At 68.6% G+C, this 13,534-nt stretch carries 14 protein-coding genes; 9 read left to right on the top strand and 5 right to left on the bottom strand.

Annotated elements, in window-relative coordinates:
• The first annotated feature begins 4 nt into the window (after positions 1–4).
• The 9 genes from AC3ITM_RS05130 to AC3ITM_RS05090 all read left to right on the top strand — a co-directional run bounded on the left by AC3ITM_RS05130 (position 5) and on the right by AC3ITM_RS05090 (position 9,297).
• Positions 5–691 (top strand): Fe2+-dependent dioxygenase, encoded by a 687-nt coding sequence (locus AC3ITM_RS05130; RefSeq protein WP_489268893.1) that lies wholly within the window; start codon positions 5–7, stop codon positions 689–691.
• Between the two features lie 151 nt (positions 692–842).
• Positions 843–1,274: a hypothetical protein gene (locus AC3ITM_RS05125; RefSeq protein ID WP_489268891.1), complete on the top strand. Its 432-nt coding sequence runs from the start codon at positions 843–845 to the stop codon at positions 1,272–1,274.
• Positions 1,275–1,412: 138 nt separating this feature from the next.
• Positions 1,413–3,833: a TonB-dependent receptor domain-containing protein gene (locus tag AC3ITM_RS05120; protein ID WP_489268889.1), complete on the top strand. Its 2,421-nt coding sequence runs from the start codon at positions 1,413–1,415 to the stop codon at positions 3,831–3,833.
• 501 nt (positions 3,834–4,334) lie between these two features.
• Complete coding sequence (locus AC3ITM_RS05115) at positions 4,335–4,505, top strand: hypothetical protein (RefSeq protein WP_489268887.1); 171 nt, start codon at positions 4,335–4,337, stop codon at positions 4,503–4,505.
• A gap of 2 nt (positions 4,506–4,507) precedes the next feature.
• Positions 4,508–5,143 (top strand): PepSY-associated TM helix domain-containing protein, encoded by a 636-nt coding sequence (locus AC3ITM_RS05110; RefSeq protein ID WP_489268885.1) that lies wholly within the window; start codon positions 4,508–4,510, stop codon positions 5,141–5,143.
• A gap of 22 nt (positions 5,144–5,165) precedes the next feature.
• The gene (locus tag AC3ITM_RS05105; RefSeq protein ID WP_489268883.1) at positions 5,166–5,684 is read left to right on the top strand and encodes a DUF2271 domain-containing protein; all 519 of its coding nucleotides are present in this window, start codon (positions 5,166–5,168) and stop codon (positions 5,682–5,684) included.
• A 103-nt stretch (positions 5,685–5,787) separates the two neighbouring features.
• Positions 5,788–6,594, top strand: coding sequence for a DUF4198 domain-containing protein (locus AC3ITM_RS05100; RefSeq protein WP_489268881.1), 807 nt, complete (start codon positions 5,788–5,790; stop codon positions 6,592–6,594).
• 118 nt (positions 6,595–6,712) lie between these two features.
• Entirely contained in the window at positions 6,713–7,693 is a 981-nt protein-coding gene (locus AC3ITM_RS05095) for an FAD:protein FMN transferase (protein WP_489268880.1), read from the top strand.
• Positions 7,690–9,297, top strand: a complete 1,608-nt coding sequence (locus AC3ITM_RS05090; protein WP_489268878.1) for a sulfite reductase subunit alpha — start codon at positions 7,690–7,692, stop codon at positions 9,295–9,297. The genes AC3ITM_RS05095 and AC3ITM_RS05090 overlap by 4 nt, the downstream gene beginning before the upstream one ends.
• Before the next feature lie 506 nt (positions 9,298–9,803).
• On the opposite strand, the gene AC3ITM_RS05085 is transcribed toward AC3ITM_RS05090, so the two are convergent.
• The 5 genes from AC3ITM_RS05085 to AC3ITM_RS05065 form a co-directional block, all read right to left on the bottom strand.
• The gene (locus AC3ITM_RS05085; RefSeq protein WP_447592342.1) at positions 9,804–10,088 is read right to left on the bottom strand and encodes a hypothetical protein; all 285 of its coding nucleotides are present in this window, start codon (positions 10,086–10,088) and stop codon (positions 9,804–9,806) included.
• Positions 10,081–10,695: a HutD/Ves family protein gene (locus AC3ITM_RS05080; protein ID WP_489268876.1), complete on the bottom strand. Its 615-nt coding sequence runs from the start codon at positions 10,693–10,695 to the stop codon at positions 10,081–10,083. Before AC3ITM_RS05080 ends, AC3ITM_RS05085 begins: the two co-directional genes overlap by 8 nt.
• A 14-nt stretch (positions 10,696–10,709) precedes the next feature.
• A complete protein-coding gene (locus AC3ITM_RS05075; protein WP_489268874.1) occupies positions 10,710–11,417 on the bottom strand; it encodes a murein L,D-transpeptidase catalytic domain family protein in 708 nt (235 codons plus the stop codon).
• A 26-nt stretch (positions 11,418–11,443) separates the two neighbouring features.
• Positions 11,444–12,505 carry a L,D-transpeptidase gene (locus tag AC3ITM_RS05070; RefSeq protein ID WP_489268873.1) on the bottom strand — a complete coding sequence of 354 codons (1,062 nt, stop codon included), beginning with the start codon at positions 12,503–12,505 and terminating at the stop codon, positions 11,444–11,446.
• Positions 12,506–13,022: 517 nt separating this feature from the next.
• Positions 13,023–13,457, bottom strand: a complete 435-nt coding sequence (locus AC3ITM_RS05065) for a ComEA family DNA-binding protein (protein ID WP_489268871.1) — start codon at positions 13,455–13,457, stop codon at positions 13,023–13,025.
• Positions 13,458–13,534: the final 77 nt, after the last annotated feature.

Raw genomic sequence — 13,534 nt, 5'->3', positions numbered from 1 at the left:
CCCCATGTTGCTGCATGTTCCCGATGTACTCCATGCCGACCAGCTGGCCCTGCTGCAACGCAGCCTGGCTGCGGCCGACTGGACCGATGGCCGCGAAACCGTCGGTGCGCAGGGCGCGCAGGTCAAGCGCAACCAGCAGCTGCCCGACACCTCGCAGGTCAAGGCCGAGCTGGGCCGGGTAGTGCTGGCCGCACTGGAACGCCACCCGCTGTTCTTCGCAGCGGCATTGCCGCTGCGGATCCTGCCGCCACGCTTCAACCGCTACCAGGGTGGGGGCGAGTACGGCTTCCACGTCGATGGGGCGGTGATGATCACCACCGAGGACGGCCAGCGCACGCACCTGCGTTCGGATGTGTCGTGCACGCTGTTCCTGAGCCCGCCAGAGGACTACGACGGCGGCGAACTGGTGATCAGCGATACCTACGGCGAGCATGAGGTGAAGCTGCCGGCCGGCGACCTGATCGTGTACCCGTCCAGCAGCCTGCACCGCGTCAACCCGGTCACCCGCGGCGCGCGGCTGGCGTCGTTCTTCTGGGTGCAGAGCATGGTCCGCGACGACAGCGCGCGGCGCATGCTGCTGGAAATGGACACGGCGATCCAGGCCCTGCGGGGCGGCGGCGCCGACGCCGATGCGGTGCTGCAGCTGACCGGGGTGTACCACAACCTGCTGCGGCGCTGGAGCGAGGTGTAAGCGCAGCGCGCTGAGCCGTGGACGCAGCAACAGCGTCGGACCGAACACCTCACACAGTCGCAAATCATTCCCATTTGCGTTGGATAACCAATCTCACCTACAATCCCGCCGCGCCGGCTCCCCCTGGGCCACGCCCAGCAGAGGATTGTTCTTGCGCCATCCACACCGCCACCGCAGCTTCGCCCCCGCCATGCGCGGGCAGCGGCCGGCGTTGGCCGTCGTGCTGGCCTGGCTGGCGCTGCTGTCGATGCTGGTGGCCGGCCTGCCGGTGCTGGAGCTCACGCTGCCCGGCAGCACCGCGCTGGTGCTGCAGTTGCCGGTGGAAGAACGCCTGGCCGGCGGCGGTGAAGCCCCTTTGCAGGAAGAAACCCCGGCCAAGCCGCGCCGGACCGCCAGCGCGCGCCCCGCGCCGGCCACCCAGCCCCGGCCGCCGGCATTGCCGGAGGCACTGGATACGCTGATGGCCACGCTGCTGCCGTTGCCGCCGCAGACCGCCCCGGCGGTGGGCTCGGCCCCGGCCACGCCGTTGCCGGCGGCCCCCGGGCTGCGCGTACAGCGCGGCCAGGCCCCGCCGCAGGGCTGATCCCGACCGGCGCGTGAGCGCCCCGCGCCACGCCGGCTGAAGGTTTCCCCGCCCCCAAGGGCATCCCACTGCTTCCTGCACCGCTGCGGCCACCGGCCGCGGCGCCCGCGTCCGTCTTTCCTTTCCGAGGTTCCCCCCATGGCCCAGCGCCAGCGTGCCCGCCTGTCCGTTTCCCGCCACACCCTGTGCCTGGCCCTGCTCGGCGCCCTGAGCGGCCCGGCCCTGGCCAATGGCGCCGCCGCGCCGACCACGCTGGACAAGGTGGTGGTCACCGCCGCCGGCTTCGAGCAGAAGATCGCCGATGCCCCGGCCAGCATCAGCGTGATCAGCCGCGAGGAACTGAGCAGGCGGCCCTACACCAGCCTGGTCGATGCCTTGCGCGACGTCGAAGGCATCGACGTGGGCATGGAACCAACCGACAAGAACGGCCGCGCCACCATCTCCATGCGCGGTATGCCCTCCGATTACACCCTGGTGCTGATCGACGGCCGCCGCCAGAGCAATGCCGGCAACCTGTATCCGAACAATTTCGGTGGCAGCCAGTTCTCCTACATGCCGCCGCTGGATGCGATCGAGCGCATCGAAGTGGTGCGCGGGCCGATGTCCACCCTGTATGGCTCCGACGCGATGGGCGGGGTGATCAACATCATCACCCGCCGCAACCAGGCCGACTGGCATGGCTCGCTCACCCAGGGCTTCACCGTGCAGCAGGACGACCAGTTCGGCGATGCGCGCAGCACCGATCTCTACCTGAGCGGCCCGCTGGTCAAGGACCGGCTGGGCCTGTCGGTGCGCGGCAGCTACTACGACACCAAGGCGTCCAATCCGGAATGGGACGACCTGCCGTTGCCGGACGGCACGCTGTGGTCGCGCAGCATCGGCTTCGGTGGCGGCGGCAAGGCGGTGGCCAACACCAACTGGAACACCGGCCTGCGGCTGAATTTCACCGTCAACGACGACCACGAGTTGTGGCTGGACTACGACGTGTCGCGCCAGAAGTATGACAACAGCCAAGGCCAGACCGGCACCCTGGACAGCCTGGTCAGCCTGTGGCGGGTCGGCAGCGCGACCATCCCCAACCCGAACGGCAGCGGTACCGTCTCCCGCCGGGTGGTGCAGCCGCGGGTGGGCTATACCGCCTACCAGCGCTATGAACGCGACCAGCTGGCGCTGACCCACCAGGGCCGTTACGCGTTCGGCACCTGGCAGACCACGCTGACCCACATCACCAGCAACAACCTGGGCCGCTCGCTGCCGCTGACCCTGGACGAGCGCGCCAACCTGCAGACGCTGTGGAACGATGTCTGCCGCCGCACCGGCGCGGCGGCCAACTGCGCCGCCGGCGCGCGCAACGGGCTGGGCGCGCTCAACCCGGCCGAGATGACGCGGCTGCAGGCATTCCTGCCGCGCCCGCTGCGCACCATGGAACTGGAAGGCAACGTGCTGGACACGATGCTCGACCTGACCTTCGGCGCGCACAAGCTCACCGTTGGCGGCCAGTACAACGACACCGACATGGTCGATGGCGTGTTCGGCATGGACGGCGCCGGCTACAAGGACAACGTCAGGCAGCAGCACCGCATGTGGGCGCTGTTCGCCGAGGACAACTGGTCGCTGACCGACACCCTGACCGCCACCGTCGGCGTGCGCTACGACGACCACAACATCTTCGGCAGCCATGTCAGCCCGCGCGCCTACCTGGTGTGGAACGCCAACGACGCGTGGACCCTCAAGGGCGGTGTCAGCACCGGCTACAAGACCCCGCGCCCGGACCAGCTGTTCCCCGGCATCGTCGGTTTCGGCGGCCAGGGCGTGATCCCGCTGGTCGGCTCGCCGAACCTGCAGCCGGAAACCAGCACCAACTACGAAGTCGCCGCGTACTACCAGGGCGACCGCTGGGGCTTCAACGTCACCGGCTTCCTCAACAAGTTCGACGACAAGATCGCCAGCGGCGGCACGTTCGCCAACTGCGAAGTGGCGCCCAACGACGGCAGCTACTGCGTGGACATCGGCCCGGGCTGGGCGGCGCTGGGCTATGGCACCTTCAGCCAGAGCGTGAACATCGACAAGGCCGAAACCCGTGGCGTGGAAGCGGCCGCGCAGGTGGACCTGCTGGACAACCTGCAACTGCGCGGCAACTACACCTGGACCCGCAGCGAACAGACCAGCGGCGCCGGCCGGGGCCTGCCGATCACCGGCAACCCGGCCAGGCACATGGCCAATGCCAGCCTGAACTGGCAGGTCAGCGAGGCAGTGAGCCTGTCGCTGATCGGCGAAGGCCGCTACGACCGCTACCGCGACACGCTGGTCGGCAACGTCGGCGGCGTCAGCACCTCGCAGACCCGCTACTACGAGGACTACACGATCTTCCACCTCGGCGGCAGCTGGGACATCAACACCTGGCTGACGGTCAACGCACGGGTCAACAACCTGTTCGACAAGGACTTCGTATCGCAGTCGTGCGCGCTGATCAGCGACAGCGAATACAGCTGCGTGGACGACTATTCGACCAAGGACCAGCGCCGCAGCTACTGGATTTCGCTGAACGCGAAATTCTGAAATTGGAGGTGCACTGCGGCGGAGGCAACAGCACGCCACGTCGCTGGTTCTGTGATTGGGGCGGCGGGATGGGATAGCTCTGACGGCAGATCAACCGCATGGAGGCACAAGCAGCCAAGCATGGCTCGGCTCTACCGGAAAGTTCCATTTCCCGGTAGCTACCGACCGATGGTCGGTGCGCCTGGTAGTGCCGAGCCATGCTCGGCACCTCCCCCCAAAAACCTCAAAGAGCCTGCTCTTCCGTGCGCACCAGCCAACCGTGCACGGTGCGGCGGGCATGGGTTCACGGGACTGTCGAAAACATGGGTCCGGCGCATGCGCCGGACGGGTTGGGCAGGACGCCCAACCCCGGCCTTGCCGGATGCGCAGGACAGCGCATGCGAGCAAGTTTTCGCCAAGCCCCCAAGGGTGAGGGCAGATTGCCTGCGAGGCGCTGCCTCGCATCCGTCCGAACGCACAGCCGCCGGCGGCTGGGCCGGGCCGCGGAGCGGGGTTTACGGCGTGTCCCGTGAACCCATGCCCGCCGTACCGCCCACGCAGCCCACGCAGCCCACAGTGCCGCTCTGCTTCGGCTTCGGCTTCGGCTTCGGCTTCGGCTTCAAGCGAAAGAGCAACAAATTGCGAACCATTCTCATCAATGGTGTAATCCGCATCCAGATCCCAATGCAGTGACCGTGGCTACTTCCTCCTCCAGCGTGCAGCAACAACAAAGCCGCGGCTTCTGGCTGCGCACCCTGCACCAGTGGCACTGGATCAGCTCGGCCGTATGCCTGATCGGCATGCTGTTGTTTGCCGCCACCGGCATCACCTTGAACCATGCCGCCAGGATCGAAGCCAAGCCCCAGGTGGTCAACCGCCAGCTGGAACTGCCGGCCGACCTGCTCGGCAAGCTCGGCGACCGCGCCGACGGCAACGCCCCGCTCCCGCGCGCCACCGCCCGCTGGCTGGACGAACAACTGGCCATCTCGATCGGCCGCCGCCCGGCCGAATGGTCCGAGGGCGAAATCTACCTGTCCCTGCCCAGCCCCGGCGGCGACGCCTGGCTGAGCATCGACCGCGACAGCGGCGCGGTGGAATACGAAGCCACCTCGCGCGGCTGGGTGTCCTACTTCAACGACCTGCACAAGGGCCGCAACGCCGGCCCCGCCTGGGGCTGGTTCCTGGACGTCTTCGCCGCCGCCTGCCTGGTGTTCTGCATCACCGGCCTGTTCCTGCTGCACCTGCATGCCCGCCAGCGTCGCATGACCTGGCCGCTGGTCGGCCTGGGCCTGCTGGTGCCGCTGCTGATCGCCCTGATCCTCATCCACTGACCGTCCCCTCCGGAGCCGCACCATGCGCGTCACCCTGACCATCGCCCTGAGCGGCCTGCTGGCCACCTCGCCGGCCTATGCCGCCACCCTGGACATCAACGTCGAGGTGCCCAAGCTCACCGTTGCCGAATACCACCGCCCCTACGTGGCCGTGTGGCTGGAAGGGGCCGACCAGAAGGTCGCCGCCAACCTGTCGGTGTGGTACCAGCAGACCGGCAACAGCGAAGGCCATGGCACCAAGTGGTTGCCCGACCTGCGCCAGTGGTGGCGCAAGAGCGGCCGCACCCTGGACGTGCCCGTGGACGGGGTGACCGGCCCGACCCGCCCGGCCGGCAAGCACGCGCTGTCGTTCAACGACAAACAGCCGTCACTGAAAGCCCTGGCCCCGGGCAACTACACTCTGGTGGTGGAAGCCGTGCGTGAAGTCGGCGGCCGCGAACTGCTCAAGATCCCCTTCACCTGGCCGGCGACCTCCGCACAGAGCGGCAAGGCGCAGGGCAGCACCGAACTGGGCCTGGTCACGCTGTCGGCCAAGCCCTGATGCTTTACTGCCCTGCCGGGCAGGTACCCACCGGGCCGTCGCCCTGCGACGGTGGCATGGCCCCCCGGCCATCCTCCCCCTCATCCCTACATGGAGTTTTTCGATGAAGCGCTCGCTTGTCCTAGCCGCCGCCCTGGCCGCCGCACTTCCGTTCTCCGCCCTGGCCCACAAGGCCTGGCTGCAGCCCTCGCAGACCGTGATCGCCGGCAACAGCCCGTGGATCACCGTCGATGCGGCGGTGTCCAACGACCTGTTCTACTTCAACCACGTGCCGCTGCGCCTGGACAGCCTGGTCATCACCGCCCCGGACGGCACCGTCGTGCAGCCGCAGAACGCAGCCACCGGCAAGTTCCGCAGCGTGTTCGACGTCGAACTGGCCCAGCAGGGCACCTACCGCCTGGCCTCGGTCAACAACGGCCTGTCGGCCAGCTGGGAAGAAGACGGCAAGCCCAAGCGCTGGCGCGGCACCCCGGCCACCTTCGCCAGCGAAGTGCCGAAGAAGGCCAAGAAGCTGCAGGTGGCCCAGTCGGTCGGCCGCATCGAAACCTTCGTCACCAACGGCACCCCGAACGACACCGCGCTCAAGCCGACCAAGCAGGGCATCGAAATGATCGCGCTGGGCCATCCCAACGACCTGGTCGCCGGTGAAGCCGCGCGCTTCCGCGTGCTGATCGACGGCAAGCCGCGCGCCGGGCTGGCCTTCGAGATCACTCGCGGTGGCACCCGTTACCGCAACGCCCAGGACGAGATCAAGGTCACCACCGACAAGAAGGGCGAGTTCTCGGTGACCTGGCCCGAAGCGGGCATGTACTGGCTGGAAACCGGCAGCGAAGACAAGAAGACCTCGCTCAAGCAGGCCAAGACCCGCCGCCTGAGCTACGTGGCCACGCTGGAAGTGCTGCCGCAGTAACCGCCGTTGGCGGTTGTTGCGCGCACCTTCCCGCTCCCCTCCGCGCCCCCTTGCACAGCAAGGGGGCGCCTACCAGACGCCTTCCGGCGCAGGGCGGCACGCCCGCCATGCCCACCCCATGAACGACGCAGATATCGACATCGCCAGCCTCGGTGGCCACACCATGGGCACCACCTGGCAGGTAAAACTGGCCGTGGCGCGCACCTGCGACCTGCACCCGCTGCATGCCGGCATCCAGGCCCGGCTCGACGCCATCGTGGCGCAGATGAGCACCTGGGAAGCCCATAGCGACATCTCCCGGTTCAACCGCGCAGCGGCGGGAACCACACACACACCGCCGGCGCTGTTTGCCCGCGTGCTCGACTGCGCCATCGACGTGGCCCGGCGCAGCGACGGCGCCTTCGATCCCACCGTCGGCCCGCTGGTGGCGCTGTGGGGCTTCGGCGCGCAGGCACAGGCCCGGCGCATCCCCGACCCATCCCTGCTCACCGCCACCCGCGCCCGCTGCGGCTGGCAGCGCCTGCACTGGCAGGCCGGCCAACTGCTGCAGCCCGGTGGCCTGGACCTGGACCTGTCGGCCATCGCCAAGGGCTTCGGCGTGGACCAGGCCAGCCAGTGGCTGCGCCAGCAGGGCGTGCCGGCCGCACTGGTGGAGGTAGGCGGCGAACTGCACGGCTACGGTCACAAGCCCGATGGCCAACCGTGGCGCGTGCTGGTGGACGCCGGCCCCGAAGAAGACGCCGGCACCGACCTGCCGGCACGCGTGCTGGCGCTGGACGACCTGGCCGTGGCCACCTCCGGCGACCGCTGGCACCATTTCGAGCAGGACGGCGCGCAGTTCAGCCATACCCTGGACCCGCGCACCGGCGCGCCGGTGAAGCGCGCCGCCGCGGCGGTCACCGTCGCCGCGCGCGATGCGATGCACGCCGACGCCTGGGCCACCGCGCTGACCGTGATGGGCCATGCGCAGGGCCTTGCCTTCGCCCAGGCCCATGGCCTGGCCGCACGCTTCGTCTGCCGCGGCGCGCACGGCATCGAAGAACACCTCAGCCCGGCCTTCGCGCGGCTGCTCGATGCGCCCCAGGCGCGGCCGGCATGAGCCGCCCCTCGCGCGCCGCCGTTGGCAACCTGCTGGTGATCACCCTGCTGGCGGTACTGGCCTGGCTGCTGCTGCGCCTGCACCTGCAGGAAAGCTGGTGGCAGGGCGCACCGCTGGCCGCGCGCTGGCGCTGGGCAGCCGGCAGCGTGGCCGGCTATGCCGCGCTGTGCGCCCTGATCTGGTGGCGCGGGCGCCCGCACGAAGATGCCATCGCCACCGGCGGACCCGCGCCGATCCTGCTGGTCTGGGCCAGCCAGACCGGGTTCGCCCGGCAGCTGTGCGAACGCAGCGCCGAGGCACTGCGCGCGGCCGGGTTGCCGGTGCGGCTGCGCGGCCTGCACCAGATCGATGCCGGCACGCTGCAGCAGGCCACCCGGGTGTTGTTCATCGCCAGCACCACCGGCGAAGGTGATGCGCCCGACCACGCGCTGCCATTCCTGCGCAACGTCATGCCGCAGGCGCTGGCCGTGCCGCAACTGCACTACGCCGTGCTGGCCCTGGGCGACCGCAGCTACGGGCATTTCTGCGCCTTCGGCCACCAGCTCGATGCGTGGTTGCGCCAGCACGGTGCGCATCCGTTGTTCGACACGGTCGAGGTGGACAACGCCGACCCGGCCGCGCTGCGCCATTGGCAGCAGCTGCTGGGCCAGCTTGGCGGCAGCGCCACCGACCTGCCCGACTGGAACCCGGCCGAGTACCAGCACTGGCAGTTGCGCAGCCGTGCGCTGCAGAACCCGGGCAGCCCGGGCGCGCCGACCTGGCAGGTGGCGCTGGTGCCGGCCGACGGCGTGCTGCCCGCGTGGCAGGCCGGCGACGTGGTGGAGATCGGCCCGCGGCACGCGCCGGCGGCGGTGGAGGCGTGGCTGGCCGAGGCCGGAATGGACGGCGCCCGGATGATCGACGGGCAGACCCTGCGTACCCATCTATCGCGCGCGCATCTGCCGGGCGCCGATGAGCTGCCCGCCGATGACGCGGCTGCGCTGGTGACCAGCCTGCGGCCGCTGCCGCACCGCGAGTACTCCATCGCCAGCATGCCCGTGGAAGGCCAGGTGCTGTTGCTGCTGCGCCGCCAGCTGCGCCCGGACGGCACGCCCGGGCTGGGCAGCGGCTGGCTGTGCGACCACGCCGAACTGGGCGGCCGCATCGACCTGCGCTTCCGCAGCAACCCGAATTTCCATGCCCCGGCGCATGACGCACCGTTGATCCTGATCGGCAACGGCACCGGCATTGCCGGGTTGCGCGCGCATCTGCGCGCCCGCATCGACGCCGGCGCGCGACGCAACTGGCTGTTGTTCGGCGAGCGCACCCAGGCCCACGATTTCTTCTTTGGCGATGAACTCAGCGTCTGGCATCAGGCCAGGGGCATCCAGCGCCTGGATACGGTGTTCAGCCGCGATGGCGGTGAACACCGCTACGTGCAGGACCGGCTGCAGGCGCGCCTGGACGAGCTGCGCCAGTGGGTACGCGACGGTGCCACCGTCCTGGTCTGCGGCAGCCTGCAGGGCATGGCCCCGGCGGTGGATGCAGTGATCGAACAGGCGCTGGGGCGCGAAGGCAAGGAAGCATTGATCGTCGCCGGACGGTATCGGCGCGACGTGTATTGAGCAACGGCCATCGCGCATCGCCGGTAGGGTCGGTTCCCGAACGACTGCCGGTGATGTGCATCGGCGCGGCGAACGCATGAACCGTGCCAGAGCCGCCTTCGATCGCAGGTCATGCCCTTACCGAACGTTGCGCAGCGTATCGGCAGTCGATCGGGATGCGACCCTACCAAAGCTCCAATGCACCGCACGCCGCCGGTAGGGTCGGTTCCCAAACGACTGCCGGTGACGGTGATCGGCGCGACGAACGCATGAACCGTGCCGGAGCCGCCTTCGATCGCAGGTCATGCCCTTACCGAACGTTGCGCAGCGTATCGGCAGTCGATCGGGATGCGACCCTACCAAAGCTCCAATGCACCGCACGCTTCGGTAGGGTCGGTTCCCAAACGACTGCCGGTGACGGTGACCGGCGCGACGGACGCATGAACCGTGCCGGAGTCGCCTTCGATCGCAGGTCATGCCCTTGCCGAACGTTGCGAAGCGTATCGGCAGTGGATCGGGATGCGACCCTACCGCTGCAACTGCGCTACGTCATCCAGCCATCGGTCCAGGCCCTGCAATGCGGCACGCAGGTCCGGCTCCGTACCCTCCTCATCGCACCAAGATGCGATCTCAAAATCCATCGAGAGGCTCTCGAACGTTCGGATCAATGCATATGGCATCGCATCCAACGCACGGCCATTTACCAGCAACGTGCTCGCCATCTCGGCGGGAGAGCAGTGCCCCTGCAGCAACGCCTGCCGTGCTTCCCTGATCCGGGTCAGCAGCCGTTGATTGGCGGTGTCGTCATGCAAGTGGAGGTTTCCCCGGTGAAATCCGGATCGCCAACAACTCCCCACCCCCATGCAACGCAAAACGCCGCCGCTCACCGGCGGCCAGCCACGCGGTATCGCCGGCTTCCAACGGCGGCAGGTCGGTGTCGCCGTCGAACTGCGCCTGTCCGGACAACAGGTGGATCGCCCAGGCGGTATCCGCTTCGGTGAAGAAGAACATGCTGCCCACCAGCGGCCGGTGCAGCAACTCGGCATCGATCGCATCGCGCCGCCACATCAGGTTGAAATCGTGGGTCACCCCGTCCACCAGCTCGCCAGCGACCTGCGCCTCACCGGCGAACCGCAGCCGGTCGTGCGGCGGCAACAGGGTGTGCAGCGCCCCGTCGCCAAAACGCAGGCGCAGGCCCTGCCCCTGCAGCAGCACCAGTTCACGCTCCACGCCGGGGAAGGAAGAGAACGCGGCATCCTGTTCGATCTCGGCGATCGACAGGCGTACCTGCCAGTCATCGTGGTCGGGCACCCGCAGGATTTCGCGGGTCCAGCCCAGGCCGTTACGCCAGCGTTCGCGGCGGTACTCGCCACGGTAAATCACGCGCGTGGCAGCGCTCAGGACGGTATCGGTCGACATGCCGCCATTGTGCCTCAGCCGGCGTTGCCGCCGCAGTCCGGGCCGAGCAGTTGCGAGCGGGCCAGCCAGTCCTTGTCGGGGTAGTAGGCGAACACCAGCGTGCCACCGCGCAGGCTGTCGATCAGCGGCCTGGCCACGGTCAGCCGCACCGCCGGGCAGCCCAGGCTGCGGCCCAGCCGACCCTGCAACCGGGCCATGGTCGGGTTCACGTAGGGCGCGCCGTGGATGACGATGGCGCGGTCGCGCGCATGGTCGTTGAAGCCCGGCTCCAGTCCTTCCAGGCGCAGCGAATAACCGTTGCCGCCCATGTAGGTTTCCCTGGCGGTGAACGCACCCAGGCTGGACATGAAGCTGCCGTCGCGGTTGGAAAAATGCTCGGTCTGGTTGCCGCCGCTGTTGCGGCCGTGCGCCACCCATTCCTCGAACAGCAGCTTCTGCCGGGCCAGGTCGAACACCCACATGCGCTGTTCGGTGGAGGGCCGCGAATAATCGATCACGCTCAACCGGGTCGGGTCGATGCCCAGCTCCGGCCGGCGCAGCGCACAGGCCATCGCCGTGGCCGCCAGCCGCAGCACCTTGCGGTCGGCCCCCGGCGCCGCGCGCGCCAGCATGTCGGCCAGCTGCGCCGGCGGCAGTGCGGCCGGCGCTGCCCATGCGCCGCCGGCCGAGGCGGCCAACGCCAGCCCGCACAGGGCCATCGAGGTTATCCGGGACACGCGCATGGACGGCATACCAACAGGAGCAATGCCTACAAGGTGGACCCGCCCGCGTCCGATTCCAACACCGGCTGCAGATTCTGTTCATCGGCCACCGGGCGTACCGCCGGCAGGCTGGTCACCAGCAGCGTGGTGCCCGGCACCAGCGCCTTGTACAACTGCTCGGCAAAGGCCGGCGGCAACGCCATCGGCAGGCTGGGGGTGGCCAGCAGGTCCGGGCTGGCATTGCCGGCGCTCTGGCCCAGCAGCGGATAGGCGGTCCACTTGTGCAGGCGCTGGTGCGCATCCAGCGGACTGGGCAGGTCCGAGTAGCCCTGCTGCATCACAAACAGCGTGGTGCCTTCGAACGCCGGCAGCGCCTTGGCTTCCAACCGCGACTCGCCGATCAGCACGCCATCGCGCAGCACGTACAGGCGCTGGTCGTGCAGGCTGACCAGGATGCCGACCTGGCCGCTGGGCGCGGCGGCATCGTTCCAATAGTGTTCCGGCGCACCGGTGGTTTCGGCCAGCGGCTTGCCGGTGCTGTTGACCGGGGCCAGGACCGCCGGGTAGGCCAGCGTCATCGGCGCGCTCTTGGCATCGGCCACCACCACCGTATCGCCCCGCTTGGTCTGGCCGAACAGTTTCTGCGCGAACGCCTGCGGCAGCCGCACGCAGCCATGCGAGGCCGGATGCCCGGGCAGGCTGCCGCCATGCAGGGCGATGCCGTCCCAGGTCAGCCGCTGCATGTAGGGCATCGGCGCGCTGTTGTAGAGGTTGGACTTGTGGTCCTTGTCCTTCTGCAGGATGGTGAACACGCCGGTGGGCGTTTCGTGCCCGGCCTTGCCCGAGCTGATCGTGCTCAGGCCGATGGCGATGCCATTGCGGTACACGTAGGCGCGCTGCTCATCCAGGCTGACCACCAGCACGATCGGCCCGGCCGGGGAAATCTCCGGGTGCCAGAGGAACTGCCCGGGCTTGAGGTCGGTCGGGCCGCGCGGGGCCTCGGTGGCGGTGCTGGCCGTCGGCGCACTGTTGGCGGCCGTGGCGGGGAGCATCCCGGTCGCCAGCAGCGTCCCGAGCGCCAGACTCAACAGCGTGCTGCGTACTGCCATGTCGTGCATCCATTCGAAGAGATCAAGCCACGCTACACCAAGTGCCTGCCTGCGTTCGCGAAAACCGCGCGCAGCCACGCATGGCGTGGCGCTGCCACCGACACCGACGATCCAACGGGTAGATCCACGCCATGCGTGGATGACGCCCTGCCGAAGGCTGGGATCTGCGCGCATGACGAACTGCCCTGTCCGTCGTTTCAGTCACCCCAAAAAGAAATTGCCCGGCCGCACCTCCTGTGCAGTACCGGGCAATCTTCACGTCCCTGTCGGCATCCCGCCTTCCCCCTGTGCGTCCTGCCCAGTTTGGGTGCCGGCCATGCTTCCTGCACTCGGCCGTATGTCCGTTCGCCATCGCAGCCCCATCCCGGGCCTGGATGCCACCATCCTGGTGGATCGGCGCCAATCCTTCCGCGCTGCATCCGTGCGTGCCGCTTCCCTGCGTGTGTCGGTGCCACCGCGCCTCCTGCGCGGCAGCCAGTGACCGGCTCCGTGCCTGTCCCCGACCTGTCCTGTCTGGTCACCGCCTTGGTACGGACGCTGGCACCACCCTCCTGGGGGGTTCCGCCGCAGGGGCCTTCATGGTCCCCACCGTCATCCGCCGTCGATTCCGTTCGACCGTTGCTGTCCCTATCCCCTTCACCCGTGCCAGGTCCTCGACCCGGAGGAAAGGTCCGTGTTGTCGCCGGTACGCTACGATCGCATCGGCCTTGTGGGGCCCCACGTTCGTCAATCCCTGCTGCAGCGTCGACGCATCTGCCGTATTGATGTCGATGCGGTCGGCCGCGTGTGCGGCGCCGATCAACAGCAGTCCCAGCGCAAGCGCCTTCCACGAAAACCAAGGCCCCACCTTGTTACTCCTTGTGGTTCTGGACCGGTACCCGCCGGCTATCCCGTCGGAGGCATCAGCGTCCCTCACCACATACACATAGCCTATCGTCCACAGCACCTTCACACAGCAGGCCAAATACCCGACGTGATGTAGGGAAATCCCTACCCCCGGCACCGGCGTAGAATGTGAGGACTTGCCAA

It is taken from the genome of Stenotrophomonas sp. KH_029 (assembly GCF_057839765.1).
This window is presented reverse-complemented; position numbering and strand designations above follow the sequence as displayed.